General features: G+C 69.0%; 26 protein-coding genes. 12 read left to right on the top strand and 14 right to left on the bottom strand.

Features of this window, described 5'->3' with window-relative positions:
- Positions 1-100 precede the first annotated feature (100 nt).
- Complete coding sequence (locus CSEG_RS04565; protein WP_013078087.1) at positions 101-2,314, bottom strand: putative bifunctional diguanylate cyclase/phosphodiesterase; 2,214 nt, start codon at positions 2,312-2,314, stop codon at positions 101-103.
- A 218-nt stretch (positions 2,315-2,532) separates the two neighbouring features.
- Between CSEG_RS04565 and prfA the strand changes: the two genes are divergently transcribed.
- Both prfA and CSEG_RS04555 read left to right on the top strand, forming a co-directional pair.
- Positions 2,533-3,603, top strand: coding sequence for a peptide chain release factor 1 (prfA, locus tag CSEG_RS04560; protein WP_013078086.1), 1,071 nt, complete (start codon positions 2,533-2,535; stop codon positions 3,601-3,603).
- Between the two features lie 58 nt (positions 3,604-3,661).
- Positions 3,662-4,432 carry a pseudouridine synthase gene (locus CSEG_RS04555; protein ID WP_013078085.1) on the top strand — a complete coding sequence of 257 codons (771 nt, stop codon included), beginning with the start codon at positions 3,662-3,664 and terminating at the stop codon, positions 4,430-4,432.
- Positions 4,433-4,434: 2 nt separating this feature from the next.
- Here CSEG_RS04555 and CSEG_RS04550 read toward each other — a convergent pair whose 3' ends face one another.
- The 3 genes from CSEG_RS04550 to CSEG_RS04540 all read right to left on the bottom strand — a co-directional run bounded on the left by CSEG_RS04550 (position 4,435) and on the right by CSEG_RS04540 (position 6,407).
- Entirely contained in the window at positions 4,435-4,962 is a 528-nt protein-coding gene (locus tag CSEG_RS04550) for a hypothetical protein (protein WP_157038967.1), read from the bottom strand.
- A complete protein-coding gene (locus CSEG_RS04545; RefSeq protein WP_041538188.1) occupies positions 4,932-6,110 on the bottom strand; it encodes a mannosyltransferase family protein in 1,179 nt (392 codons plus the stop codon). The genes CSEG_RS04550 and CSEG_RS04545 overlap by 31 nt, the downstream gene beginning before the upstream one ends.
- Positions 6,111-6,242: 132 nt before the next feature.
- Positions 6,243-6,407 (bottom strand): hypothetical protein, encoded by a 165-nt coding sequence (locus tag CSEG_RS04540; RefSeq protein WP_013078082.1) that lies wholly within the window; start codon positions 6,405-6,407, stop codon positions 6,243-6,245.
- Between the two features lie 606 nt (positions 6,408-7,013).
- Here CSEG_RS04540 and CSEG_RS04535 point away from each other — a divergent pair.
- Both CSEG_RS04535 and CSEG_RS04530 read left to right on the top strand, forming a co-directional pair.
- Positions 7,014-8,096, top strand: coding sequence for a trypsin-like peptidase domain-containing protein (locus CSEG_RS04535; protein ID WP_041538187.1), 1,083 nt, complete (start codon positions 7,014-7,016; stop codon positions 8,094-8,096).
- Between the two features lie 21 nt (positions 8,097-8,117).
- Positions 8,118-9,596, top strand: a complete 1,479-nt coding sequence (locus CSEG_RS04530) for a hypothetical protein (protein WP_013078080.1) — start codon at positions 8,118-8,120, stop codon at positions 9,594-9,596.
- 43 nt (positions 9,597-9,639) lie between these two features.
- On the opposite strand, the gene CSEG_RS04525 is transcribed toward CSEG_RS04530, so the two are convergent.
- On the bottom strand, positions 9,640-10,158 hold the full coding sequence (locus CSEG_RS04525) for a glycine cleavage system transcriptional repressor (protein WP_013078079.1): 519 nt from the start codon (positions 10,156-10,158) through the stop codon (positions 9,640-9,642).
- 137 nt (positions 10,159-10,295) lie between these two features.
- On the opposite strand from CSEG_RS04525, the gene CSEG_RS04520 reads away from it, so the two are divergent.
- Together CSEG_RS04520 and CSEG_RS04515 are read left to right on the top strand one after the other, a co-directional pair.
- Positions 10,296-11,399, top strand: coding sequence for a helix-turn-helix domain-containing protein (locus tag CSEG_RS04520; RefSeq protein ID WP_106907066.1), 1,104 nt, complete (start codon positions 10,296-10,298; stop codon positions 11,397-11,399).
- An 86-nt stretch (positions 11,400-11,485) separates the two neighbouring features.
- Complete coding sequence (locus CSEG_RS04515) at positions 11,486-12,934, top strand: S41 family peptidase (RefSeq protein WP_013078077.1); 1,449 nt, start codon at positions 11,486-11,488, stop codon at positions 12,932-12,934.
- Between the two features lie 12 nt (positions 12,935-12,946).
- On the opposite strand, the gene CSEG_RS04510 is transcribed toward CSEG_RS04515, so the two are convergent.
- The 6 genes from CSEG_RS04510 to CSEG_RS04485 form a co-directional block, all read right to left on the bottom strand.
- Positions 12,947-13,348 (bottom strand): hypothetical protein, encoded by a 402-nt coding sequence (locus CSEG_RS04510; protein ID WP_013078076.1) that lies wholly within the window; start codon positions 13,346-13,348, stop codon positions 12,947-12,949.
- Between the two features lie 10 nt (positions 13,349-13,358).
- Entirely contained in the window at positions 13,359-14,498 is a 1,140-nt protein-coding gene (gene ispG, locus CSEG_RS04505) for a flavodoxin-dependent (E)-4-hydroxy-3-methylbut-2-enyl-diphosphate synthase (RefSeq protein ID WP_013078075.1), read from the bottom strand.
- A gap of 182 nt (positions 14,499-14,680) precedes the next feature.
- Positions 14,681-15,769: a helix-turn-helix domain-containing protein gene (locus tag CSEG_RS04500; RefSeq protein WP_013078074.1), complete on the bottom strand. Its 1,089-nt coding sequence runs from the start codon at positions 15,767-15,769 to the stop codon at positions 14,681-14,683.
- A 186-nt stretch (positions 15,770-15,955) separates the two neighbouring features.
- Complete coding sequence (gene ptsP / locus CSEG_RS04495) at positions 15,956-18,220, bottom strand: phosphoenolpyruvate--protein phosphotransferase (RefSeq protein WP_013078073.1); 2,265 nt, start codon at positions 18,218-18,220, stop codon at positions 15,956-15,958.
- A 231-nt stretch (positions 18,221-18,451) separates the two neighbouring features.
- Positions 18,452-18,847 carry a hypothetical protein gene (locus CSEG_RS04490; protein WP_013078072.1) on the bottom strand — a complete coding sequence of 132 codons (396 nt, stop codon included), beginning with the start codon at positions 18,845-18,847 and terminating at the stop codon, positions 18,452-18,454.
- 80 nt (positions 18,848-18,927) lie between these two features.
- Complete coding sequence (locus CSEG_RS04485; RefSeq protein WP_013078071.1) at positions 18,928-19,887, bottom strand: DMT family transporter; 960 nt, start codon at positions 19,885-19,887, stop codon at positions 18,928-18,930.
- A 197-nt stretch (positions 19,888-20,084) separates the two neighbouring features.
- Between CSEG_RS04485 and CSEG_RS04480 the strand changes: the two genes are divergently transcribed.
- On the top strand, positions 20,085-20,528 hold the full coding sequence (locus CSEG_RS04480) for a nuclear transport factor 2 family protein (RefSeq protein ID WP_013078070.1): 444 nt from the start codon (positions 20,085-20,087) through the stop codon (positions 20,526-20,528).
- A 39-nt stretch (positions 20,529-20,567) separates the two neighbouring features.
- Here CSEG_RS04480 and CSEG_RS04475 read toward each other — a convergent pair whose 3' ends face one another.
- From CSEG_RS04475 to CSEG_RS04465, 3 genes are all read right to left on the bottom strand, one after another.
- A complete protein-coding gene (locus CSEG_RS04475) occupies positions 20,568-21,299 on the bottom strand; it encodes an AraC family transcriptional regulator (protein ID WP_013078069.1) in 732 nt (243 codons plus the stop codon).
- Between the two features lie 18 nt (positions 21,300-21,317).
- Positions 21,318-21,782, bottom strand: a complete 465-nt coding sequence (locus tag CSEG_RS04470) for a hypothetical protein (RefSeq protein WP_013078068.1) — start codon at positions 21,780-21,782, stop codon at positions 21,318-21,320.
- A gap of 221 nt (positions 21,783-22,003) precedes the next feature.
- Positions 22,004-23,251 (bottom strand): aspartate kinase, encoded by a 1,248-nt coding sequence (locus CSEG_RS04465; RefSeq protein WP_013078067.1) that lies wholly within the window; start codon positions 23,249-23,251, stop codon positions 22,004-22,006.
- Between the two features lie 169 nt (positions 23,252-23,420).
- Here CSEG_RS04465 and ubiG point away from each other — a divergent pair, with 169 nt between their 5' ends.
- The 5 genes from ubiG to CSEG_RS04440 all read left to right on the top strand — a co-directional run bounded on the left by ubiG (position 23,421) and on the right by CSEG_RS04440 (position 26,795).
- Positions 23,421-24,179, top strand: coding sequence for a bifunctional 2-polyprenyl-6-hydroxyphenol methylase/3-demethylubiquinol 3-O-methyltransferase UbiG (ubiG, locus tag CSEG_RS04460; RefSeq protein ID WP_013078066.1), 759 nt, complete (start codon positions 23,421-23,423; stop codon positions 24,177-24,179).
- Between the two features lie 36 nt (positions 24,180-24,215).
- The gene (locus tag CSEG_RS04455) at positions 24,216-24,599 is read left to right on the top strand and encodes a hypothetical protein (protein ID WP_013078065.1); all 384 of its coding nucleotides are present in this window, start codon (positions 24,216-24,218) and stop codon (positions 24,597-24,599) included.
- 117 nt (positions 24,600-24,716) lie between these two features.
- Complete coding sequence (locus CSEG_RS04450) at positions 24,717-25,730, top strand: glycine zipper domain-containing protein (protein WP_013078064.1); 1,014 nt, start codon at positions 24,717-24,719, stop codon at positions 25,728-25,730.
- A gap of 112 nt (positions 25,731-25,842) precedes the next feature.
- On the top strand, positions 25,843-26,148 hold the full coding sequence (locus tag CSEG_RS04445; protein WP_013078063.1) for a glycine zipper 2TM domain-containing protein: 306 nt from the start codon (positions 25,843-25,845) through the stop codon (positions 26,146-26,148).
- Between the two features lie 125 nt (positions 26,149-26,273).
- Positions 26,274-26,795 (top strand): lipocalin family protein, encoded by a 522-nt coding sequence (locus CSEG_RS04440; RefSeq protein ID WP_013078062.1) that lies wholly within the window; start codon positions 26,274-26,276, stop codon positions 26,793-26,795.
- The last annotated feature ends 1 nt before the right edge of the window (position 26,796 follow it).

The following is a 26,796-nucleotide window of genomic DNA, read 5'->3' as shown; positions in this document are numbered from 1 at the left end:
CGGTGCGCACGGCGCTCTTGCACCCCTAGGTCCCGGATAGCCTCTGCGAGGCTTCCGGGATGACAAGGAAATTGAGCGTGGGAGTGGGAGGCCTGCCCCCTCACGCCGCGTCGGGCTCGGCGAGCGGTCGGATGCGGCCGCCTTGGGCCATAAGGGCGTCGATCGCGTCGGCCGAGACCGGCGGGCTGAACAGGAAGCCCTGGGCCTGGGCGCAGCCGATCGCCTTCAGGATCTCGCGCTGCGCCAGGGTCTCGACCCCCTTGGCCATGACCGAGAGGCTGAGCGCCTTGGCCAGGCGGACGATCGCGGCGACCACGGCCTCGGAGTCGGCGTCATGGCCCAGCGGCGCGACGAAGCTGCGGTCGATCTTGATCCGGTCGATCGGGTAGCGGCGGATGTAGGACAGGCTTGAGCAGCCGACGCCGAAATCGTCCAGCACCAGCGAGAAACCCACCTGCCGCAGACGGTCGACCGTCTCATGTACGCCCTCGCCGTCGCCCAGCAGCGCCCCCTCGGTGATCTCGAGGGCCAGCTGACGCGGATTGGCGCCCGTCTCCCGCAGCAGCTCGGCCAGTTCGTCGACGAAGCCGGCGCGCTTCATTTGCCGGGCCGAGATGTTGATCCCGACCTGCAGGCTGCGCCAACGGACGCTGTCCTCCAGAGCGCGCTTCAGGACATAGCGGCCCATCTCCTCGCTGAGGCCGCAGTCCTCGGCCAGGGGGATGAAGGCGTCCGGCGGGATCTCGCCGCGGGTGGGATGCGACCAGCGGGCCAGGGCCTCGACCCCGACCACGCGGTCGGCGGCGTCCACCTGCGGCTGGTAGTCGAGACGCACAGCGCCCTCCCGCAGGGCCGTGCGCAGGTCCTCCTCCAGCGCTCGGCGGGCCTTCAGGGCCGCGTCCATGGCGTCCTCGAAGAAGCAGTAGCGTCCGCGCCCTTCGCTCTTGGCGCGATAGAGCGCCACGTCGGCCCGTCGCGCGGCCTCGGCGGCGCCGATGTGGGCCTCTTCGGACCCGACCAGCACGACGCCCACCGAGCCGCTGACGAAGTGGACGCCGAACGACATTTCCATAGGCCCGCACAGGGCCTTCAGCAGCCGCTCGGCGACGATCGCCGCGCCGTTGGCGTCGAGGTCCGAGGCGACCACGCCGAATTCGTCGCCGCCCAGGCGCGCGACGGTCTCGCCGCCACGGCACACGCTGGCCAGGCGCTCGCCGACCTTGCGGATCAGCTCGTCGCCGGCGGCGTGGCCATAGGTGTCGTTGACGGCCTTGAAGCGGTCGAGGTCGATCGCCAGCACCGCCATGGGCCGCCGCTTGCGATCCAGGCTGTCGATCGCCTGGCGCAGCCGCTCCTCGAACAGCAGGCGGTTGGGCAGGCCGGTCAGGCCGTCATGCAGAGCCAGATGCTTGGCGCGCGCCTCGCTGGTGATCAGCCCCTCGGCGATCATCCGTCCGCGCCGGGCCAGCAGAATGGTCGCCAGGGCCAGGGCGCAGACCACGCCCATCACCGGTCCGATCATCCGGCGCAACAGGCGCTGGCCGGGATGCGGCGGACTCCAGTCCAGCGTCGCCACGACCTTGCCCGCCGCGTCGCGCAGCGGCAGATGGCTGTAGGCCGGCTCGCTGGCGCCGCCATGGTGCAGATGGGTCCCGGCCAGCAGGAAGCGATCGGCGAAGGCCTCGATGAAGGGGCCGTCCAACTTCATCGCCGTCAGGACGATCGGCGCCCGCGCGTGCCGGAGCGCGGCGTGGTTGAAGTCCGGTCGCACCAGGCTGGCCGTCACGAGATAGACCTTGTCGTCGATCTTGGCGAAGGCGCTGACCTGAGCGGGATGCAAGGCCAGCGCGCCGATCGGCGCGACGCCGGAGTCTGACCTTATGGCCTGCTCGTTGCGGCGGAGCTTGGCCACCAGCGGCGCCAGCATGGCCACGCGCCGCTCGCCCTCGGCCGGCGACAGAACCGCGTGTTCGGCTTGGGCCAGCCGCATCCGGTCCTCGCCGTCCAGGACGAGCACCTGCTCGAAGCCGCTCTGCTGGACGAGATAGGCGGCGACGTTCTCTTTGGCCCAGGCCAGGTCGAACTGGTTGTCCAGGCGTCGCACGGCCTCGTCCCAGACCACCTGGGGCGCGATCGCGTGTTCGATGTCGCGCGTGGTCGCGATCAGGCCGCGCTCGACCAGATTGCGGTCGTGCCGCTCGGCTTCCTGGTCGATTTCCCCGGCCAGGATGATCATGACCGATAGAAGCAGCCCCACCGCGGACAGGGCGATCATCGCCAACGGCGCCGACAGCTTCCTTGAGAGGGCCGTCATTGCGCGGCTGTCCCTTTCTTGAAACTTCGCGATCACCGTTCGCTGAAAATGGCTAAACTTGGCCTAAGCGGTCACCTTAACCAAACCTGACCGGCCGCGACCCGCCGTCGCACCCCTGGCCGGATCGCCCGCAGGGTTCTTGGGGCCGACCGTTCACTTTGGGCCGGAAAGGTTCTAGAGAGACCGACCCGTCCTCACAGAGCTGCGCGAAACCTCCCTTGCGACTTCCCCAGGCCCGTCTCGACCAGGTTCTCGATCGTTTCCGCGAAGTGGAGGCGCGCATGGGCGCGGCCACCGACGGGACCGAGATCGTCAAGCTCTCCAAGGAGCACGCCGAGCTGAAGCCGGTGGCCGAGGCCGTCGAGCGCCTGGCCAAGCTGAGCGCCGAGCGCGCCGAGCTGGACGTCATGGCGGCCGATCCGGAAATGGCCGACATGGTCCGCGACGAGATGGCTGAGCTCGACGAGAAGCTGCCGGTCCTCGAACGCGACCTGGCTTTGATGCTGGCCCCCAAGGACAAGGACGAGAACGCCTCGGCCATCCTGGAAGTGCGCGCCGGAACCGGCGGCGACGAGGCGGCCCTGTTCGCCGGCGACCTCTTCCGCATGTACCAGCGCTACGCCCAGCTGCACGGCTGGCGCGTCGAGATCGACAGCATCTCGGAAGGCGAAATGGGCGGCTACAAGGAAATCGTCGCCTCGATCACCGGCGACGGCGTGTTCGGCCGGCTGAAGTTCGAAAGCGGCGTCCACCGCGTGCAGCGCGTGCCGGCCACCGAGGCGCAGGGCCGCATCCACACTTCGGCCGCCACCGTCGCGGTGCTGCCCGAGGCCGAGGATGTCGAGATCGACATCAAGGAAAGCGATCTGCGGATCGACACCTACCGCTCGTCGGGCGCGGGCGGCCAGCACGTCAACAAGACCGACTCGGCCGTGCGCATCACCCACTTGCCGACCGGCGTGGTGGTGACCAGTTCGGAAAAGTCGCAGCACCAGAACCGCGCCCGGGCCATGAAGAACCTGAAGGCGCGCCTCTACGACATGCAGCGCGAGGCGCTGGACAGCGCCCGGTCCGAAGCCCGCAAGAGCCAGGTCGGCAGCGGCGACCGCTCCGAGCGCATCCGCACCTACAACTTCCCGCAGGGCCGGGTGACCGACCACCGCATCAACCTGACCCTCTACAACCTGTCGCGGATCATGGAAGGCGACGCCCTCGACGACGTCATCAACCCGCTGATCGCCGAGGACCAGGCCGAGCGCCTGGCCAGCCTGGAAGAGAGCTTTGGCTGATGGCTTGGAGCATGATCTCGTCCGAAAACCGGTTCCCACTTTTCGGGATCACGCTCTGATGGCCTTCACCCGCACCTACGACGAGGCCGAGCCCCAGCGGGTCAACAAGTGGCTGGCCCAGAGCGGCGTGTGCTCGCGCCGGGAAGCCGAACAGCTGATCTCCGACGGCCTGGTGTCGATCGACGGCGAGGTGGTCGAAGACGTGGGCCGCAAGATCCAGCCGGGCCAGACCCTGGTCCTGGCCGATCGCGCCACGGCCAAGCTGGACGGCACGCCCACCTACCTGATCCACAAGCCGCGCGGCGTGGTCTCGTCCCAGCCGGATCCCGGCCAGGTCCCGGCCGCGCGCCTCCTGACCCGCGCCAACCTGTGGGGTGACGCGCGTGGCGTGGCCATCCCGCAGTCGGGCGACCTGATCCCGCCGGTCGGGCGCCTGGACAAGGACTCGCGCGGCCTGCTCCTGCTGTCCCAGGACGGCGTGGTGGCCAAGGCCGTGATCGGGCCGCAGTCGGACCTGGAAAAGGAATACCGCGTCGCCGTCATGGGCGAGCTGACCGAGGAGAAGCTGGAGCTGCTGCGCTTTGGCCTGGAACTCGACGGCCGCGAGCTGCGCCCGGCGGAGGTCGAGGTGATCTCGGACCAGCGCCTGAGTTTCGTGCTGCGCGAAGGCCGCAATCGCCAGATCCGCCGGATGTGCGACCTGGTGGATCTGAAGGTCGTCGACCTGTTCCGCGTGCGCATCGGTCCGCTGGACCTGGGCGACATGCCCGAAGGCCGCTGGCGCCCACTGACGAGCGCCGAGCGCGCGGCCCTGCTCAGCGCCGCTTAGCCTCAGCGAACCTTCGTCACGACCTTGACGATCCGGAGGGGGGCGTCGCCCGCCTCCAGCACCAGCTGCAGGTCATAGCTGTGCGCGCGCAGGCTTCTGGGCGCGACGAAGGTGACCGTCTCCTCGCGATGGCTCGACGGCGTCCAGGCGCCGAGGACCGCATCGCCCAGGCGCACCGTCACCGGCTGCTGGCGCGGCGGCGAGGCCAGGGTCAGCGAGACCAACACCTCGCCATCGAACGACGAGGTAGGCGGGTTCAGGTGGGCCTCGGGCGCGGTCGACCATGATCCCTCCCCCCGGACCGGCGCCGTCCAGCCGCTGCCGAGCACGCTGGTGGGGGTGGTGCGATCATAGAGCGTCAGCACACGCCGGCCTTCGACGCGGATCGCCGTGGCCTCGTCGTAGGTCCGGTCGGCCCTCTGGCTCAGCTGCGTGAGCACCAGCAGCGAGACCAGGCCGATCAGGATGCCGAGGGCGACCGGCCCAAAGCCGCGCGCCGTCAAACCGTGATCCCCAAGGCCAGTGTCCAAGCCGCCATCATGAACCCGTTCAGCATGGCCAGCGACGCGATGGTGACCATCGTCGACCGGGGCCGCTCGCTCAGCAGATGGCCGGCGACCATCCACAGCGGCAGGACCACCAGGGCGTAGCGCGAGAACGAGGTCACGCCGGTCGCCAGCGGCGCCAGGACCAACACCGCCGACAGCAGCAGCCATCCCCAGCGCCTCAGCAGCGCCAGCGCCAGCAGGAGGCCCAGCGCCAGCCAGGCGATCGCGAAGCTCAGCAGCTCAGTATCAGGGATGGACGAGGGATGAACCAGGCCTTGCACGAGGGCGGCGAAGGGCTGCTCGAGGCTCCGGCCCCACGTCTTTTGAATGTGCAGGAACGCCAGGGCGTCGCCAGTGCGCGACTTCAGATGCAGCAGGAAGAGCGCGACGCCCGCGATCGGCGCCAGGCCGCCGAGGACGATCCGGACGCTCTCCGCCCGGCCCAGCGGGGCTTGGTCCCGAGCCCGCCAACGCTCCAGGACCGCCCAGCCATAGGGCAGCAGCAGGGCCAGGCCGAGGTTGCGGGTCAGGGCGGCCAGCGCGGCGACGAGGCCCGCGGCCAGCCACCTGCGGTCGCGGATCAGCAGCAGGGCGCCGGTCAGCGACGCCAGGAACAGCGCCTCGGTATAGGCGGCGGAAAAGATGTAGCTGGCCGGCGCGACGCACAGCAGCACGACGGTGACGTCGGCGGTCTTCACGTTGAAGGCCTGGCGCGCGAGGCGATGGACCAGGATCAGGGCGACCAGGAAGCTGAGGTTCGAGACGACCAGCATCGCCTCGAACGGCGTCAGGCTCGTCAGGCGCGCGAGGCCGGCCGCCAGCCCCGGCATGGCCGGAAAGAAGGCCCAGTTGGCCTGCCCGTTGGCGGCGGGGACCAGCTGGTAGCCGTTGGTCGCGAGATCGAGGTACCAGCCGCTGTCCGACGCCCCCCAGATGTTCAGGACCTGGTGGGCGCTTTGGCTCAGGGCGTTGCCGGTGTTGGTGAGCGGTCGAATGTTGACCAGGGTGAGCAGCCCGACCGCCAGCAGCATCAGCCGGCTGGCCAGGAAACTCCAGATCACGACGGCGTGGCGGTCGTGAAAGGCCCTCCAGGCGTCGAGCGAAAACCAGGTTTCGCGGCGGGTCGCCAAGGGGGCTCGGCTTTTCGCCGCGGTGTTCGCCAAGCTCGCCTCCGCCGGTGAATGGGACAGAGGCTAGATCGACGGAAGCCCGAACCACGTCAACCGGCGATCGAACCGCCGGGCGCGTGTCGGTGGGGAGGCTTAGCCGATCTGGTCGATGATCTCGGCGCGCAGAGCGGCGCGGGTCATGCCGGGCCAGGCCCATTCGCTTTGAGCCGGACGCGCCGGCGACAGCGCGACGCGCTGCGGGGTTTGAGTGCGGGGCTCACGCCGAGCGGCGGCCTCGCGGATAGAAACGATTTTCATGAAGTTCCAAAACAGGGGCCGGCGACAGTGCGGGCCCCAAAACGCTAGATGGGTGGGAAATCGCTCAAGGCCATCTGTAACGGCGCGGAGCGAGCGAAGCATCGCCCTGACATCCGGCCGATAACAGGCGCGGAAACGTAAGCGGGCGATCGCTTATGGATAACAGATGGTGCGCCACCCGTCCCGTTCAAGGGGCGCGGCTGAAGATCGCAGCGGGCGCGGCGCAGGACGACGACGCCACCCACCAATCTGCGAGACCTAAACCGAACGCCTGGCTCTCGGCGAGCGGTTAACGCGCGCCCTAGCCTTCAAAGCGGCTTCGACGTGCGATTGACACGTAGCACACTTTACGGTTGTCTGTTAAGACTATTCGATCTGGCAGGGGGGTCAGATTTGAGTACGCTTCCCAAATGGCGTGTCTTTGCCGCCCTGTGCGCCGCGGGCGGTGTTTTGCTGACACCGAACGCTTTCGCTCAAAACGCCAGCTTCGGCGGCCAACCCGGCCTGGGCCCTGCGTTGGGTCCGGGAGCGAGACCCCTTGGAAGCGGAACGCTCCAGCGCCCCGCCGCCCCGGTCGATGTCTCGACGACGGATAATCTAGAGGACGTGCTGAAGAAGCTCAGTCTACCCGGTTATCGCGGACCGGAGTTCGGTGTCGTCGACCTCGGATCGACGATCACCCTGGGTCAGATTCTCCGGCGCAACGAAACGATCCAGCGCCCGCTGAATCCGAGCTACGGCGCGAAGTATCTCGAAAAAGAACTGAAAACTCTCGAGAGCGAGTGTGCTCTCAAACTGGGGAGCCCCAGCTGCCAACGCGCCCGCGACCTGAATCGGTCGCTCACGTCCATGCGCGACGCGATCAGCCTCCACCCCGACTGCTCGGCGGCCGCCGACGCCTATCTCGGATACTATCCCAAGTCCCGGCCTCCAGCCTCGATTGCCGCGCGCTTTGATTTGGCGTGCCTTGGCAGTTACGAGCCACGAGCCCAGGGCGGCTCGTACAGTCCCGATATCCCCCCAGCCATCCTCGCGCGCAGCTCCACCAGCGCGCTCGCCGCTGTTGGCCTACTCGAGGACGAGAACGGGCCATTCTGCGCCGGCCTGCTGCGTAACGATCGCACCCTCATCACCGCCCGCCACTGCTTCGAAGGCGCCAGGAACGTGGCCTGGACCAGCGGCAAAGTCTGGGTGCGGCCCGCGGATGGACGCGCGGCCCCCTGGCCCGTGGCGCCCCGCTTCAAAGACCATGGCTCTGGCCAGGCCGTCGAAGCCGATTGGGCCGTAGTGGAAATTCTCACCACCGATGCGATCGCCGCGCCCGCGACCAATCTGCGCCAGGAAGCGGCGGCGGGACCGGTTTCGCTTGTAGCCTATTTCGACGACCACAAGGCGGCGGACTATGGCCCCGCCGTCAGCTCGGCCCCCTCTTGGCGCAAGGGACTGCGGTGGCCGAGAGAGGGCTTCTGCCAAGTCTATCGGGAAGAAAAGACCAAGTGCGTGAAGCTGCTCTGTCAAACCGTCGAAGGCTTCTCGGGGACCCCCGTCTTCATGAACACGACGGCCGCCGATCAGCCCTTGCAGGTCATCGGCTTCATCAGCCGCCCCTCCATGGCGGAGGATGCCGCGTGCGGCGTCCGCGAAACCTATGTGACCACCGCAACCGCCTCCAGCGCCGTGCGCCCCTAATCTCACTCCGGAGATGATCTCATGCTTCGCCGCTTCGCTCTCCTCGCTCCCGCCGTTGGGTTGATCCTCAGCCCGACGGCGGCTCTCGCGGAGCGTGCCGAAAGCGTCACGACCGCGCGCGCCGCCGTTCGCGCTCAGTGCCCGCTCAGCTCCGCGACGGCGACCGAAATGGAGCGCAGCGATAAGAGCCGCGAAACACTGGGCCTGGCCTTGGCCATGGTCGGCGCGAACATCGCTGGTTCCCTGGCCAGCTCGGGAATGACGGCTCTCGGCAATGCAATTGAGAAGGCGAGCGTAGAGAAGGGCTTCGTGGCGGAGGGCGCCACGACCTTCCGCTTCTACGATCTGAGCCATCCGGCGGAGGGCGAACGATTGGCCAGGCTTGAGCAGCCCCGCTCATGCCTTATCCTGTTTCTTCCGGCCGACGCCGACGGCGCCAAGCAGAGCAAAGGCAAGGCGCCGTCGCCGAAGAGCTTGAAAGAGGTCGGCGCCTTGCAGCGGCTCAACGCTAAGGCGCCTGACGCCGGGCTGGAGCTACGCCCTTTCCTCGACGACGCCGCGGCGGACGCTACGACCAATACGCTTAAGGATCTCGGGGCTGGAGTAGATCCACGTCTCTATGTCGAGGCCGAACTCATCCCCACTGACGAAGGCATGATGGTTCGTCCGGTCCTCGCCTGGTACGGCGCAGCGTGGAAAAAGGGCGCGCCATCCAAGGCTGCGCCGACCGAGTTACATGTGACTTTCGCCACCCCGGCCGCCGGCTCCGACGCTCTGGATATCGGCGCGCCGTTCGCCTCGGTCCAGATCCCCCTGCCCTCGTTGGCGCCCGACAACGCCGTGGGGTCGTGGGATCTTGCCGGGCGCAAGTTCATCGCCTTGCCCCAGCGCCCCATCGCCGGCGCCCCCGAGAAGGCGCTCGCCGACACCAACGCCTTGTACGCCTCCGTCGCGACCCTCGAGGCCGAAAAGAAAACCGCGACTCGCGTCGCCGAAGAGGCCCAGCGAAAAGCGTTGGCCACCAAGAAGCCCGACGACAAGGAGGCCCAGCGCTTGGCGGAGTTGGCGCTAAGCGACAAGGTCAAGGAGCTTGATGAAGCTTCCAACCGCTTAAAAGCATTGAAGGAAGCCGATGCGCAAACCGTCCGCACCTTCGGCGTCACCAACGTTAAGGCGAGGTTCGTGGTCATCCGCGACGCAAACGGCTTTGGTCTGGCCGTGGCGGCCGCGCTCAAAGGCCAGTCTGAAAACGTTGGGAAAGCGGTCCAGGAAGCCGTCGCACCTCAGCCGAAATGGTCGACGGCGGATACCACCATGGTCTCGGCGATGACCGCCGTCGCCGCCAAGCAGCGCGAACTCAGCGCGGCTCAAGAGAAGGGGGACGCCACGGCCGCCGCAGCCCTTGCCGACGAACTCACGATCCTCAAGGCCAAGGCTAACGAAGCCGCCGTCGCGCTGGGCGATCGGCCGCCCTATCCGAACTTGCTTCCTGTGACTTAAGGTCGACCGCAGAGCGCGAGGGCGAAGCGTCAAGGTGTAACCCCTACCCCGCCGGGGTCAGCGCGATGTCGACCATGATCTCGCCGGAGATGGCTTCCAGCGCGTCCTGGACGGCGGCGGCGGTCAGGCCGCGCGGCAGGCGCAGGCGGGCGTCCAGGTGGAACAGCGGCGCGCCCTGGTGGGGCTCGATGCTGAGGCGCGAGCCGAAGCTCTCGATATTGGCGCCCAGGGCGCTGAGCACGCCGGTGACCTGGTGGACGATGCCCGGACGGTCCTGGCCGACGACGCCCAGCTGCAGCAGCTCGCCCGTCGCGGCGGGGGCTTCGACCGTCGGGGCGATCCGCACCTCCAGTCCGTGGGCGTCGACCGCCGAGACCGCCGCGCGCAGGGCCTCGACCTTGTCGTCGTCCAGCGCGACCAGCACCGAGCCGACATAGAGCCCGCCCAGCTGGCTGAGATGGCTCTCCAGCCAGTTGCCGCCGGCCGACAGCACGGCGCTGGCCAGGGCTTGGGTCAGGCCGGGCCGGTCGCTGCCGACGACGCTGAGGATCAGGGTGGTCATCGAGGCGCTCCAAAACGTGGAGGCGGAGCCCGCCACGCGGCCGCGCCGCTGTCAATGCGCCGACGCAGACGTCGCCCCCTATATCCGCGCATCGATCTTCCCTAGGCTCGCCCGATCGAGGCGGCGGGGGCGCGAGGTTGCACGACTTGGTGTTCGGCTGGCGGACGGCGGTGCTCAGCGTCGCGGCGCTGGTCATCCTGCCGATCGCCGGCGGCCTGTGGAGCACGCTGGCCAACCGGACCGCCAACCGCGACCTGGCCTTGCTGCTGGTGGTGCTGGTCGGGGTGTTCACGCCGTGGCTGATCGGCTTCGCGGGCTTCTACGACCGCTGGCGCTGGCTGACCTTCCTGCCCGTCGCGGTTCCGCTGCTGGGGCCGCCTTTGCTGTGGCTGTACGTCGAGGCGCTGGTCGTCGGCGAGACCCCGCGCGGCGCGGGGCGACACCTGCTGCCGGGCCTTGTCCAGTTCGCCTGGCTGCTGGGCGGCTTCGTGCTGCCGCTGGACCTCAAGAACCGCTGGGCGGACATCGCCATGCAGCCGGGCGACCTGGTCTTTTCCCTGGCCCTGATCGTCAGTTTCGCCGCTTACGGAACAGCGAGCTGGCGGCGCCTGGTCGCCTACCGCGCGGCCCTGGCCCAGGGGCGCAGCGACGACAGCCGCTTCGCCGCGCGCTGGCTGACGCGGGCCCTGGCCGCCGGGGCGCTGCTGGCGGCGATCTGGACGGTCTACGCCCTCTGGGACCTGGTCCGGCCGCTCGACTACAAGGGGCTGATGGGCCTCTATGTCGGGGTCGCCGCCATCGCCGTCTATCTGGCGATCGAAGGCTGGCGCAACGCCGCCCTCCCCTTCCCGCCGTTGCGCGACCTGACGCCCGAGCCGCCCGCCCAGGAGCGCGACTGGGCGGCGCTGGGCCAGGCCTGGCGGGAGAAGATCCGCGCCGAGGGCTGGCACCGCGAACCCGACCTCAGCCTGCGGCGCGCCGCGCGCCGGCTGGGCGCCAACACCGGCTATGTCTCGCGCGCCTTCAACCAGGGCCTGGGCCAGAACTTCTCGCGCACCATCAACGCCCTGCGCTGCGAGGAGGTCGCCGAGCGGCTGACCAGCGCGCCGGCCGGCGCGATCCTGGACCTGGCCCTGGAGGCCGGCTTCAGCTCCAAGGCCAGCTTCAACCGGGCGTTCCGCGAGCGTTACGGCATGACGCCCCAAGCCAAGCGGCGGATGCTGGAAGGTCTCAAAAGCTGAAAATCACGCCGCGCCCAGGGTTCTGAGACGATCGCCGCGCGAGGTTGCGGGAAGACGAGGGTCGTTCTTCCGGAGATGCTCATCCCATGTCGCTCGACCGCCGAAGCCTGCTGACCGCCCTGACCGCCACGCCCTTCGTCCAGGCGGCCCCGCCGATCGAAGGCGAGACCCCGCTCCCGCGAGACGCCGTCGCCGAGGACGTGGCGCTGATGCGCGAGGCCTACGGCGCGCTGCATCCGGGCCTGCTGCGCTACAACGATCCGGCGACGATCGAGGCTGGCTACGCCGCCCTGACCGCGCCAGGCCCCAGCGATCTGGCCGGCTTCTACCTGCGTCTGTCGCGGTTTCTGACCACGATCCGCTGCGGGCACACCTACGCCAACTTCTACAATCAGCGCGCGCCGGTGCGGCGGGCCTTGTTCGAGGGCCCCGACCGTCTGCCGCTGCGGTTCGTCTGGCTGGGGTCGCGCATGGTCGTCACCGGCGATCCGCTGGGCCTGGGCGTGTCGCCCGGCGACGAAGTGGTCACCCTCAACGGTGTTCCCGCCGGCGAAGTGCTGGCCGCCCTGATGACCGTGGCTCGCGCGGACGGCGGCAATGACGCCAAGCGCCGCCAGCTGATGTCGGTCGGGGGCGAGGACAGCTTCGAGAGCTTCGACGTCTTCTACCCGCTGATCTTCGGCGCCCGGACGCGCCACGACCTGGTCATCGAGGGCCAGGATGGCCGCCGGCGGCGTCTGCTGGCGCCGGCCATGACCCTGGCGCAGCGGCGCGCCCAGCGGCCGCCGCAGATCGACAAGGATCACGACACGCCCGCCTGGACGATGCGCCGCGAGAAGGACGCGGCGATCCTGACCATGCCGGGCTGGGCGCTGTACGGCGCGGCCTGGGACTGGCGCGCCTGGCTCGACGCGCGGATGGACGAGCTGATCGCCCAGAAGGTCCCCCGCTTGGTGATCGACATTCGGGACAATGAAGGCGGCCTCGATTGCGGCGACGCCATCATCGCGCGCCTGACCCAGACGCCGGTGCGCAAGGACGACATGCTGCGGCTGACCCGCTATCGCCGCATCCCGGAAAACCTGAAGCCCTATCTCGACACCTGGGACCGCGCCTTCGACGACTGGGGCGACGACGCCCAGCCCTATGACGACCGCTTCTACACCCTGGCGCGCCGCGACAGCGAGGGCGCCGTCATCGAACCGAAGGGCCCGCGCTATGCGGGCGAGGTCCGGGTGCTGATCGGGCCGCAGAACAGCTCGGCGACCTTCCAGTTCTCGCAGCTGATGCAGCGGGAGAGGCTGGGGCGGCTGTACGGCGAGACGACCGGCGGCAGCCGGCGCGGCATCAACGGCGGCGCGTTCTACTTCCTGCGCCTGCCGCGCACGGGGATCGAGGTCGACCTGCCGCTGATCGGCTACTTCCCCAGGACGCCCCAGCCGGACGCGGGGCTCGCCCCTGACGTGTTCGTCCCTCGACGGCGAGAGACAATCGCCGCAGGCGTCGATCCGGCGCTGATGGCGGCCTTGGGCTAGGCGACGGACGCTCTAGGGGCGCGGCTTGGCGTAGGGTGTGAACGTCCCGAGGCTGATGGCGCCCGATTGGAAGCGCGAGCCCTGATCCACCAGCGTGACCATGTCCATGCGGCACAGCTGGCTCCCGTTCATCTTGGTCACCAGCACCTGGTCGCGGCGAAGGCTGTCGGCGCCGATCGACGGGCGGTTCACGTACGCCACGCCGTTCTTCATGCGGTAGACGATCGCCACGCCGTCGATGATCTCGATGGAGTCGGTGTTGCTGGCGTTGATGCAGTTGACCGGCTCGCCGGCCACGCGGCCGTCCAGCAGCCGCGCCAGCTTCACCTCCGGAGCCTCCTTCGGCGCGGCGACCGCGCCGGACGCCGCCGCCAGAACCACAACCGCCGCCAAGGCTTTCGGCATCGAACGCATCGCGCTGTTCCTATTCCGCGGCCAGGGCTCCGGCCGTCTTGGTCGCCTGGATCTCGGCGGCCTTCTTCTCGACGAGTTCGACGATGTGATCGATCATCCCCTCGTTGGATTGTTTGTGATCCGGCTTGCCGGCCATGTAGACCATCCCCGCGCCCGCGCCGCCGCCGGTGAAGCCGATGTCGGTCATCAGCGCCTCGCCCGGGCCGTTGACGACGCAGCCGATGATCGACAGCGACATCGGCGTGGCGATGTGGGCCAGGCGCTCTTCCAGGGCCTCGACCGTCTTGATGACGTTGAAGCCCTGCCGCGCGCACGACGGGCAGGCGATGATGTTGACGCCGCGGTGGCGCAGGCCCAGCGACTTGAGGATATCGAAGCCGACCTTGATCTCTTCGACAGGATCCGCGGCAAGGGAAACACGAATGGTGTCGCCGATGCCGGCCCACAGCATCGAGCCGATGCCGATCGAGCTCTTCACCGTGCCGGTGCGCGTCGCGCCGGCCTCGGTGACGCCCAGGTGCAGCGGGCAGTCGATGGCCTCGGCCAGCTGGTAGTAGGCGGCGACGGTCATGAACGGGTCGGACGCCTTCACCGAGATCTTGAACTCGTGGAAGTCGTGGTCCTGCAGGATGCGGGCGTGGTTCAGGGCGCTCTCGACCATCGCCTCGGGGCAGGGCTCGCCGTACTTTTCCAGCAATTCCCGTTCAAGCGAGCCGGCGTTGACGCCAATGCGCATCGAGCAGCCGTGGTCGCGCGCGGCCTGGATCACGTCGCGCACCCGGTCGGGGCTGCCGATGTTGCCCGGATTGATCCGCAGGCAGGCCGCGCCGGCCTGCGCCGCCTCGATGCCGCGCTTGTAGTGGAAGTGGATGTCGGCCACGAGCGGGACCTTGGCCTCGCGGGCGATGGTCTTGAACGCGGCCGTGCTCTCGACGTCCGGGCAGCTGACGCGGACGATGTCGGCGCCGGCCTCCTCCAGCTGGCGGATCTGCTCCAGCGTCGCGGCCGCGTCGCTGGTCAGGGTGTTGGTCATCGACTGCACCGAGATCGGCGCGTCGCCGCCCACCTCGACGGAGCCCACGCGGATCTTGCGCGAGGGCCGACGCGTGATCTGGCGCCAGGGACGGACGGACGTGTGGTCTGCGGACATGGCGCTAATTTAGAGGGTGTTGAGCCGCGATAGAAGGGGCTTACCCGCCCCCCTTCTCCCCTTGCGGGAGAAGGTGTCGCCGCCAGGCGACGGATGAGGGGTCGCGAAGACGTTGACGGACGGGGGTTCAACCCCTCATCCGCCCGCTTCGCGGCCACCTTCTCCCGCAAGGGGAGAAGGGACTACTGTGGCGGCGTCGCCGCCGGCGCAGTCTGCGCCACGGCCGGGGCGGCCGGAGCCACCTTCGGCGCGGGGACCAGCTTGGACAGCGCGGTCGAGTTGGACGGCAGGTGGCTGACCAGGGCGCCGCCGTAATAGACCTCGAACACCATCGGATCCGAGACGTCGGCGATCAGACCCGGCGTGCGCGGCGCGCGATAGGCGTCGCCAGCCGTCAGGGCGCGGGCGAAATAGACCTGGCCGTCGACGCCGCGCACGACCAGCGTCGCGGGCTTGCGCGCCTGCAGCACCACGCCGGAGCCTTCGCCCTGCGCGGCGCCCAGCATGACGCCACGGGGCTTGAACGGCGCGCCGACCTGGACCTGGTGAGCGGGATCGACGATCCCCGCCCGCGCGTCGGCCTCGGCGCGCGCCTTGGCGGCGGCCTTGGCCGCGTCGACCGAGCCGCCATTGGCGGCGGCGTCGTCCAGACCGGGCGTCTTGTAGGGTTCGGGCGTGGTCGACTCGACCGGCGCCGGCAGCGGCGCGCCCAGCGCGACCGAGCTGTTGTTGGCGTGGGCCTGGACCTGGGTCGAGGCGGCGGCCGGCGCGATCTGCTGCGGCGGCTGATCCTTGGCGATGGCGCGCTGGGCGACGTTCCAGAGCAGGATCGCGCCGACCACCAGCACGCCGCCGGCCAGGATCAGGGCCAGGCGCGGATCGCGCTCGCGGCGAACGCCCACCGGCTCGCGCAGTTCGGCGCCCTCGTCCGGCGCGTCGGTCTTGAAGCGGGCCACGGCCGTGTCGCCATCCATGCCCAGCAGGGCCGCGTAGGCGCGAACATAGCCGATGGTGAAGGGGCGCGAGGGCAGCGCCTCCAGGCGCATCTCTTCCAACGCCTCGACATAGCCCTGACGGATGCGGGTGGCTTCGGCGACCTGCTGCAGGCTGAGACCCCGCGCCTCGCGAGCGGCCTTCAACGCGGCGCCGATGTCGGCGGGTTCATGCTGCATGGGTTCGCTGACCACGGCCTCGGCGACGGCGAACGGCGCCGTTTCAGCCTCGACGTCGTCGAGATGCAAACGCTCTACGTTGCCCATATCTCGCGGCATACTGACTAAGCGCCCCCGAAACTCGCCTGGAACTTAAAACCGCCTGGCGCCGATCGCCGGTAAAGCACGGCGGCTTCGCCGACTCCATCATGCACGGAATTGTTAACGAGTGTTTGTGGGTAGCAAACTAAGTATCCGGATTCAATGTACTTACCGGCCACGCTTGCCTAACCGCATAACAGCGTTCTACACCGCGACGTAGAGCTTTCGCGCGAGCGTCTCGATTTCGCCGCGCAGCGATCCGCCGGAGCCCTTCAGCAGGGCCTCGACATTGCGGCGAGCGGCCTCCCGATCAAGCGACAGGACCATCTGCTTGACTGGGCCGATGCCCGCCGGCGGCATGGAAAGACCCTCGAAACCCAAGGCCACCAAGGCGAAAGCTTCCAACGGACGCCCCGCCATCTCGCCGCAGACCGACACCGGCGTGCCCGTGTCGGCGCAAGCCTGCTGAATGGTCTTCAGCGCCCTCAGGGCGGCCGGCGACAGCGGGTCGTAGCGGTCCGAGACCTTCGGATTGCCCCGGTCGGCGGCGAACAGGTACTGCATCAGGTCGTTGGTGCCGACCGAAACGAAGTCGGTCATCGGCAACAACGCGTCCAAATGCCACAGCAGCGACGGCGCCTCGATCATGGCGCCGACATCGAGACGCGCCGGCGCGGGACGACCGCGACGCTGGGCCCAGGCGACTTCCTGGTCGACGAACGAGCGGGCGGCGCGGAACTCGTCGACATTGGCCACCAGCGGGAACATCACCCGCAGCGGCCGGCCGGCGGCGGCCTTGATCAGCGCGCGGATCTGCATGCGCAGCAGGGCCGGACGGTCCAGCCCCATGCGCACGGCCCGCCAGCCCAAGGCTGGATTGTCCTCGCGCTCCAGCTCCATGTACGGCAGCAGCTTGTCGCCGCCGAGATCCAGCGTGCGGAAGGTCACCGGCATGCCGTTGGCGGCCTCCAGCACCTTCTCGTAGAGGCTGGTCTGGGCCTCGAGGCGCGGCAGCTCCTCGGCCACCATGAACTGGAACTCGGTCCGGAACAGGCCGATGCCCTCGGCGCCCGTCTCGGCCAGAATGTCGAGATCGACCGCGAGCCCCGCGTTCATCAGCAGGGTGATCTTGGCGCCGTCCTTGGTGATCGGCGGCGTGTCGCGCAGGCGGGCGAACTCGGCCTTGCGCTGGGCGCGGACCTCCATCCGGACCTTCAGCGCCTTGACCACGTCCGGACGCGGCCGCAGCCAGGCTTCCTGAGTCTCGGCGTCGACGACCACGGGGTCGCCTTCGCTGACCCGGTCGCGCAGGCCGGCCAGGCGGCCCACGCACGGGATATCCAGCGCCCGGGCCACGATGCCGGCGTGGCTGGCGGCGCTGCCCTCCTCCAGGAGGATGCCCTTCAGCTTGGTGCGGTCGTATTCCAGCAGGTCGGCCGGACCCAAGTTCCGGGCGATCAGGATGGCGTCGTCAGGCAGCTGGCGCACGTGGTGGACGTCGCCCGACAGGTGGCGCAGCAGCCGATCGTTCAGGTCTTCCAGGTCGTGCAGCCGCTCGCGCAGATAGGGATCGCGGGCCTGGCCCAGGCGCGCGCGGTGCTCGGAGCGGACACGCTCGACGGCGGCCTCGGCGGTCAGGCCCGAGCGCACGGCCTCCTCGAGGCTGCGGTTCCAACCCCGGTCGTGGGCGAACAGGCGATAGGTCTCGAGCACCTCGTAGGACGCGCCGACCAGGCCATGCTGGCCTTCCAGCATCTGGTCGATCTGGGTCTGCAGGGTCTCGATCGCGTATTTGAGCCGGGCCTCCTCGGCCAGGGCGTCGTCCGACAACAGTTGCTCGGGCGCCACCGGCTGCTCGTGCAGAACCGCCACGCCATAGGCCAGGCCCTCGGCGAAGCGCGCGCCCTTCAGCCGCTCGGGCTTGTGCGGCGCCAGCTCGACGTCCTTCAGCTCATCGGCGCCAAGCAGCTCGCTGGAGCTGACCATCTCGGCCAGCACCATGGCGATGATCTGCAGGTCCTCGACCTCTTCCTCGTCATAGACCCGCTCGGTGCGGTTCTGGACGACCAGCACGCCGATGGCGCGGCCGCCGCGCAGCAGGGGCACGGCCAGGAAGGCGTGGTAGGGATCTTCGCCCGTTTCCGGACGGTACGAGAATTGCGGGTGGCTGGCGGCGTCGGACAGGTTCAGCGGCCGGCCCAGGCGCATGGTCTCGCCGACCAGGCCCTCGCCCGGCTTCAGGCGGGTGACGTGGACGGCCTCGCGCGCCAGACCCTCGGTGGCGAACAGTTCGAGATCGCCCGAGGCGCGGCGCAGATAGATCGAGCAGACTTCCGCCACCATCGAGATGGCGATGGTGCGCACCACCATGTCGAGCTTGGCCTGGGCGGGGCCGCCCCCGGCCATGGCTTCTCGAATCTGCCGAAGCAGGCTTCGTGGTCCTCGAACGGCGATGCCGGATGCCGCCATGAGCCTTAAGCGCGCTCCCTAACCCAGGAACAGCCGGTCCCGCTTAGCGCCGGGCCCGAACCACTCTTTCCTCAAGAGGGGGCTATAGCAGATTTCGCCGCCGCGATAGCCGCTGGTGTCAACCAAACGATGTTTAGGTGTGGCGGCACGAAAAAGCGCCGCCCCGGTCCGGGACGGCGCAGTTTGCTCGCGGGAGGAGGGATCGAAACTCCAACGAGGAAGGCTTAGCGGTTAACGGCGATAGCCGTAGGCGTAGCGGTTGTCGTAGCGGTCGTAAGAGCGATCGTTGCGACGGTCGTAGCGATCGTAGGCGTAGCGGTCGTTGCGATAGCCGGCGTTGTAGTAGCGGTTGTCGTAGCGCGGCGCCGTGCGATAGCCGTGGCTGTAGCGGCGGTCGTTCTTGTCCTTGGCCGTCGTGGCGCCCAGGGCCGCGCCGGCGACCGCGCCGATGGCGACCGCATCGCCCTTGCCATTGCCCAGCGCCGCGCCGGCGACGCCGCCGATCACCGCGCCCAGGATGGCGCGCTCGGTCTTTTCGCCGGCGAAAGCGGCGGTGGCGGGAGCGACCAGCGCGCCGGCGACGGTGACAGCGATCGCGGTCTTGGTGAACTTGCCGATGGTGGTCATGGCGGGTCTCCTATCTCTGTTGATAGCTGTTCTAGACCCCCGCATCTGAACCCGATCGGGACTGGCCGTTCAGGTTCGCGTCATGTTGCGAGCGCCTCGGTCGGGGCCCGATGCCGCCGCGCCGACCACAGCACGCCGGCCAGCATCAGCACGATGGCGACGCTCTCCAGGGGGCGCGGCCACCGCCCCTCGTGCAGGAAGCCGTAGGCCAGCGCGAACACCGTCTCGAACACGATCAGCTGGCCCGACAGCGACAGCGGCAACAGGCGGCTGGCGGCGTTCCACAGGCCGTTGCCGATCACCGATGCGCCGATCGCCACCGCGAAGCTGACGCCCCAAAACAGGCCCCAAGCGCTGGCCGCATGCGCCTTCCCCCCGAGGGCGAAGGCCGGGACCACGATGACCAGGGACAGCAAGCCCGTCGCGACGCCGGTCAGCAGAGACCACTCGTGGCTGTTGAACTTCGGCGTGGCGGCCAATCGCCGGGCGTTCCAGACGGCGTAGGCGGTCCAGACCGCCAGGGCCAGGAGCGCGCCGGCCAGGCCGACCAGCGTCCGCCCCGCGCCGGCCCGTCCAGCGGCGGCGAAGGCGTCCAGGTTGATGCAGACCCCGCCGGCGACGATCAGGGCCAGGGGCGCGATCAGCCGGCGTATCGGCGTCCCCTCCCCGGGCCCATCTTTCCTGGAGGGGGCGCCGACCAGGGTGATGGTCACGGGCAGCAGGCCGATGACCAGCGAGGCCAGGGCCACGCCGGCGCTCTGAACCGCCACGGCCAGGCCGACATAGTAGATCAGGTTGCCCAGCAGGCTCAGCAGGAAGAGGTCGCGCCAGTCGCGCCCGTCCATCCGGGCCATGACGGTCTTCCAACTCGGAATCAGCAGCGCCGTCGCCGCCAGGCCATAGGCCAGATAGCGCCCCGCCGTCGCCTGCAGCGGCGTGAAGTCGGCCAGCAGTCTCGGCGCCAGGAACACGCCGCCCCAGAACGCCCCGGCGATCACGCCGCATAGCAGGCCGAGCAGGAGTTTGCGGGACGGGGTCATGGGTTGGGAGTTAGCAGGCCCGGCGGCGGCTGACTTTGGCGAAAACTCCGGGAGACTTGGCGAAGGCTCTCGTGCTCGAATTGAACGCACACGTTCAAAGAACGACGGCTTGCCACTCAAGCGTCGCTTTTCGTAAGGAGCTTGGCGTCCCGCCAGGATTCGGCGTCAGCTGAACTTGATCGCCATCGGAGCCTTCCATGATCGCCGCCATGTTCGCCGCCCTGCTGCTCAACAGCGCCGCCACGCCGGCGATGGATCCGGCGGCGGTGAAGGCGGTCGAGGCCGTGGCCTACGACTATGTCGACGGTCAATTGGAGGGGGATGTCGCGCGCGTCACCCGCGCCCTGCACCCAGACCTCGCCAAGCGCGCCGTGCGCAGCAAACCCGATCCCGACGAGACGCTGGCTCTGCGCCGCATGAGCCGAGACGAGCTCATCGACCTGACGCGGCAGGGAGCCCTGAAGACGCCGCGCGATCAGTGGGACCGCAGCGTCAGGGTGTTGGACATCGCCGGCGACGCGGCGGTGGCCCGCGTGGAAACGCCCTGGTTCGTCGACTACCTCAACCTCGGGCGGTTCGGCGAGCGCTGGGTGATCGTCAACGCGCTGTGGCACGCCAAGCCCCGCCCGGCCGCGAAGTAAGCGGACCGGCGCGCTCCGACGCCGCCGCCGCGGCTGGGGTCACCGCTGTCTGCGCCACGCGCCCGGCGTGACGCCCAGCGTCGCCTTCATGCGCTTGGTCAGAGCGCTCTGATCCCCGTGCCCGGTGCGCGCGGCGATCTCGGCGATCGACAGATGGGTGTCGGAGAGCAGACGCTGGGCCGCCCTTAGCCGCGCATCGACCAGGGCCGCATACGGGGTCGTGCGATAGGCTTCGGCGAACCGCGCGAAAAAGCGGCTCTGGCTCATGCCCGCCTCGGCGGCGAGGTCGCGGACCGTCAGCGGCTGGTCGAAGCGGGTCTCGATCAATCCCATGGCGCGGGCCAGGCGCGGATCGACCGTGGTCGGCGCGGCGGAAAGTCCGCGCAGCAGCAGCGGCGTCCACAGACGGGCGACGCCGCTCTCGATCGCGCCTGGCGCCTCGCCCGACAGGAAGTCCAGCAGCCCCCGGACCGCGCCGGTGACCGGGGCGAACGGCCGCTCGCGCAGGCGCTCGAACGGCTTCATCAGGTCGCCGCCGATGTCGGCCACGACGAACAGGTTCTCGCCCGAGGCGGCGAAGGCGTGGCGCGCGCCGGGCGGGACAACCGCCGCACGGCCCGGATCGACCCGGCCGCCCTTGCCGTCGATCTCCATCTCCAGCACGCCGCGCCGAGGCAACACGATCTGGTCGAAGGCGTGGACGTGCGGCGGCGCGTCCTCGCCATAGCGGCGGAACGACAGTTCGGCGGGCGCGGTCAGGGCGTGAGCCATGCCGCGACTATAGCGGGATCAGCCGTGCCCTGGCAGGCTTAGCGGCTCGTCGGCGTCGGCCACCAGGCGCCTTGCCTGTTCCAGCGCCGCGTCGATGTCGTTTTCGATGAACTCGACCTGCAGGTCGGTCAGCGGATGGGGCGCGGCGACGACGTCGCGCAGATAGGCCCGGCGCTCGGCCTCGGTCATGGTCCACCAGCCGACGGTGTGGCCTTCCTCGATCACCGCGTCGCCCATGGCCAGGAGGTCGTCGGTGTCGAAGATCGGCTGGCCGGGCTTTTCCGGGAACCACTGGCCGTCGTCGGGCAGGGCCTTGTCCAGCTTGTTCAGCAGGGCGGCCAGCCACGGACTGATCAGCAGCGGCTTCTCGTAGCCGTCGCCGAACTTGGCGCGCAGCAGGAGGTCGTAGAGCAGCTCAAGCCCCGCGTCGCCGTGGAAGGTGACGGTCTTGGCGTCGGGATCGAACTTGAAGACGTCGGACATGCGGGCTTCTTACGGTGCTTTCGAGGGCTTGCGCCCCTCATAACGTCCGAAGGCGACGTTTTGTCGAAGGAAAGGCGAAAGCGCCCCCTCCGCCGCTTCGCGGTCCCCCTCCCCCGCTTCGCGAGGGAGGATGGGTGATCGTCCTCCTCACCCGTGGAACGGGGGAGGTGGCGCGAGGCGAAGCCTCGTGACGGAGGGGCGCTCCCCTCCGCTCAGCAATCCTACAGCTGGTCCAGCCCGTAAACCGCGTGCAGGGCGCGGACGGCCAGTTCGGTGTAGGCCGCGTCGATCAGGACCGAGATCTTGATCTCCGAGGTCGAGATGACCTGGATGTTGATGTTCTTCTCGGCCAGGGCCGCGAACATCGACTGGGCGACGCCGGCGTGGCTGCGCATGCCGACCCCGATCACCGACACCTTGGCGACGTCCTCGTTGACCGCGACGTCCTCGAAGCCGATCTCGGCCTTGGCGGCCTGGACGATCTCGACGGCGCGGGCGGCGTCACGCTTGCCGACCGTGAATTCCATGTTCGCGGTCGCGTTGGTGCGCGCGCGCGACTGGACGATCATGTCGACATTGACGTTGGCGTCGGCGAGACGGCCGAAGATCTGCGAGGACACGCCCGGATGGTCGGGCAGGCCCAGCAGGGTGATCTTGGCTTCGTCGCGGCTGTAGGCGACGCCCGAGACGATGCGCTTTTCCATGATTTCTTCCTCGTCGCAGACGATCGTACCTTGGCCCGGGGCTTCGCCCGGTTCGACGAAACTGGACAGCACCCGCACCGGGACGCGATGGGCCATGGCCATCTCGACCGAGCGGGTCTGCAGAACCTTGGCCCCCAGAGAGGCCATTTCGAGCATCTCCTCGTAGGAGATCTTGGCCAGGCGCTTGGCCTTGCTCTCGATGCGCGGATCGGTCGTGTAGACGCCGTCCACGTCGGTGTAGATGTCGCAGGCGCCCTTCACGGCCGCCGCGATGGCCACGGCCGAGGTGTCCGAGCCGCCGCGGCCCAGCGTGGTGATGCGGCGCTTGGGGGTCACGCCCTGGAAGCCCGCGATCACGGCGATCTCGCCGTTGGCGAAGCATTCCTCAAGGTTCTCCGGCGGGATCTCCTCGATCCGCGCGCGGCCGTGGGCCTCGTCGGTGATGATCGGCACCTGCCAACCCAGGAACGAGCGGGCCTTGTGGCCCATGTTGCGCAGGGTCATGGCCAGGAGGCCGGCGGTCACCTGCTCGCCCGAGGCGACGACGGCGTCGTACTCGTCGTCCGACTCCGGCAGGCCTTGCGCGGCGCGGCCCGCGCCGTCGGTCCAGGCGACCAGCTCGTTGGTCTTGCCCGACATGGCCGAGACGACCACCGCGACCTCTTTACCCGTCGCCACCTCGGCGGCGACCAGGCGCGCCACACGGCGGATGCGCTCCAGGTCGGCCACCGACGTGCCGCCGAACTTCATCACCAGACGTGACACGTCCTTGGTACCTCGACACTTGGTTATTTCTTGCGCCCGCGCGGCGGGAACCCTCCCCTTCGCGCAAGCGAAGCGCCTTCTAGCGGCGCGATGGCGCAACGGCAATGTCGCGCTCACGTCTTTTTTGCGGGATCGTGGCGAGCGTCGGCGTCCGTGCTAGACAGGCCACATGACGCAAGCCGCCTCCTCCGCCCCCTCCTGGAGCATCGACCCGGCCGACGTGGCCCGCTTCTCGGCCATCGCCGCCGAGTGGTGGGACCCCAAGGGCAAGTTCGCGCCGCTGCACGTCTTCAATCCCTGTCGCCTGGCCTTCATCCGTGAGCAGGCCCTGGCCCGGTTCGGGCGCGACGGCGACCTGCGCATGCCGTTCGAGGGCCTGTCCCTGCTCGACATCGGCTGCGGCGGCGGGCTGCTGAGCGAGCCGATGGCCCGGCTGGGCTTTTCCGTCACGGCGATCGACGCCTCGGAGAAGAACATCAAGACCGCCGCCACCCACGCGGCCGAGCAGGAGCTCAAGATCGGCTACCGCCCCGCCACCGCCGAGCAGCTGCTGGCCGAGGGCGCGGGGCCGTTCGACGTCGTCCTGACCATGGAGGTCATCGAGCACGTCGCCGATCCGGGCGCGTTCCTGCGCACCTGCGCCAAGCTCTTGAAGCCCGGCGGGATCATGTTCGTGGCGACCCTGAACCGCACGCTGAAGGCGCTCGCGCTCGCCAAGATCGGCGCCGAGTACGTGCTGCGCTGGGTGCCGCCCGGCACCCACGACTGGAAGCAGTTCCTGAAACCCGAAGAATTGCGCGCCTTCCTGGCCGGCGAGCCGGTGGCGATGCAGGGCCCGTTCGGCGTGGCCTACAACCCGCTGACCGGCCGCTGGAGCCGCTCGGCCGACACCGACATCAACTACATGATGACGGTGACGAAGGACTGAGCCACAGTCGCCTCAAGCATTCCGCGTGAGGTCCCGATGCTGCCCTTGATCCTTCTGCTGGCGACCGGCCTGCCGGCGTCCGTGTCCGGCGACTTCGATCATGACGGCAAGCCCGACGTCGCCGCCGTCCAGCGTGACGGCGGCGAGGCCTATGTCCTGAGCATCAAGCGGGGCGGCGGGGCGGAAACCCCGGCTCGGATTCGCCTGGGAAAGGGCTTTCCCGACATTTTGACAGCGGCCCAGGCCAAAAGCGTCGAGGCCACGGCCTGCGCCAAGGGCGCCGGACCACGCGACGCGCCGTGTCCCGACAAGGTCGTCACGGTCGAAAAGGGCGATCTGCTGTTTGGAACCGCCGAGGCTTCTCTCGCCGTCGCCAAGTGGGACGGTCGCGCCTTCCGCGTAACCTGGATCTCGGACTAAGCGGAACCTCTGGGCCAACCTGCGCCTTATCATCTCCGCAGGGACATAAAGCCCCGGATTGGCGACCCGGTGTCGGGGGTCGGCCGTCGATCCGTTCGATCTGAACGGAGACTCAATATGACGTCCAAGACCCTCGTCGCGCTGATGGCGACCACCATGGCGTGCGGCGCGATCGCCCCCGCCCTGGCCCAGACCTCGGCCTATCAGCAAAGCCTGCAGCGCTACGACGACCAGCGCGCCAACTACTATGAGCGCGTGGCCGAGTACCGCGAACGCCAGGCGGCCTACGAGCGTGATCGCGCCAACTATCTTCAGGCCCGCGACGACTATGACCGCCGTTATGGCCGCGGCGCCTATGACCGCCGCAATCGGACCGAGGCCGAGCGTTATCGGGCGGCCCAGTACCGCGAAAGCGCCGCCTACCGCGCCGAACAGGCCCGGTTCGAGCGCGAGCGCGCCAATTACGAGCGCGCCCGCTACAACTATGACCGCCGCTACGGCGAGGGCGCCTATGACCGTCGCCACCGGGCCGAGGCGGACCGTTTCCGCATCAACGGCGGCTACGCCAGCAACGGCGGCTATGACAGCCAGCGCGCTCAGTGGGAACGCGACCGGGCGGAGTACGAGCGCGCCCGCGCCGACTACGACCGTCGTTACGGCGGCGGCGCCTATGATCGCCGCTATCCCGACTACGCCACCCGCTACAACACGCCCTACGCCGGCGGGGCCTACAGCCTCGACACCAGCGCCAGTGTCGTGAACCGCGAGGAGTGCCGTCAGGACGCCAAGCGCAACGCCACTGTCGGCGGCGTGATCGGCGCCCTGGCCGGCGCGGCGCTGGGCTCGAACGTCGCGGCCCGCAACGCCAAGACCGAAGGCTCGGTGCTGGGCGCCCTGGTCGGCGCCGGCGTCGGCGCGGCGGTCGGCAACGCCTCGGCCAAGTGCGACACGCGCGGCAACTACTGGACCTATGAAGAGACCCAGCCCTACCGCTACGCCGACGGCCGCTACGCCCAGGCCAACGAGCGCTGCCGCCTGGCCCCGGCCCCGACCGAGTACAACGGCCGCGTCGAGACCCGCTACATCCGCGTCTGCCCGGACTCCGACGGTCGCTACCGCGTCGAAGGCTGATCGACCGAACGTCTAAGCGGAACCGTCGGATGCCCGACTTTAAGGGAAACCGGCGCGCCGCTTGGACGTTTATCCCCCGAGGGATCTAGACAATAACAACCGGAGAGCCGCCATGCGCCCCCGTCTCAAAGCACTCGTCCTGGCCACCGTCGTCGGCTTCACCGCCAGCAGCGTGGCCGTCACCGCCGCCGACGCCCAGTCGCGCGAACGCTATCGCGTCCTGGTCTGCAATAAGTCCAAGGCCAAGAACGGCGCCATCATCGGCGGCCTGGGCGGCGCCCTGCTGGGCAACACCGTCGCCGGCCGCGGCAACAAGACCGAAGGCGCCCTGCTAGGCGGCGCGGTCGGCGCGGTCGCCGGCCACGAGATCGGCAAGGGCAAGAAGAAGTGCCACTACGAGTACCGCTATCGCCGGTAATCGAGAGGCCTAGGTCGAAGACAAGGGCGCCAGGCCGAAGGGCTTGGCGCCCTTTCTCGTTTCAGCGCGTCGTCTCAGGCGTCCGCCAGCCCGTCCGGTCCGTAGCGTTGGACAAGGAGATCGCCATGACCAGCACGCCGTTCGCCGTTGTCGCCTTCGCGCTCGCCCTCGCCGCTGGGAGCCCGGCCGAGCCCCGGCAGCTCCCCCTCGACGCGGCCAACCACTATTCCGGCGTCTGGCTGGAGCTTGGCCGCACGCCGATGTGGATCACCGACGGCTGCGTGGCGGGCTCGACGACCTACACCCGCCTCGACGAGCGGCGAGTGGACGTCGAGGACGATTGCCGCAAGGGCGGCGTCGACGGCAAGCGCAAGGCTATCCGCGGCAAGGGCGTGATCGAGGATCCGGGCGTGAACCGCCGCCTGAAGGTGAGCTACCTGCCGTTCGTGACCTGGCGCTACGAGGTGGTGGAGACCGATCCGGCCGGCGCCTGGTTCATCTCGGCCTCGCCGGACCGGAAGAAGGTCTTCCTCTACGCGCGACGGCCCCTGCCCCAGGCCCAGCTCGACGACCTGGCCCAACGCGCCCGTCGCGCAGGCTATGCGGGCGAAATCGAGTTCCCACCGGCTCGGCCCGTCGCGCCCTAGC

This window comes from Caulobacter segnis ATCC 21756 (assembly GCF_000092285.1).
Lineage (GTDB): Bacteria > Pseudomonadota > Alphaproteobacteria > Caulobacterales > Caulobacteraceae > Caulobacter > Caulobacter segnis.
Note: the sequence above shows the minus strand (reverse complement) of the source record. Positions and strands in the feature narration are given on the sequence as shown.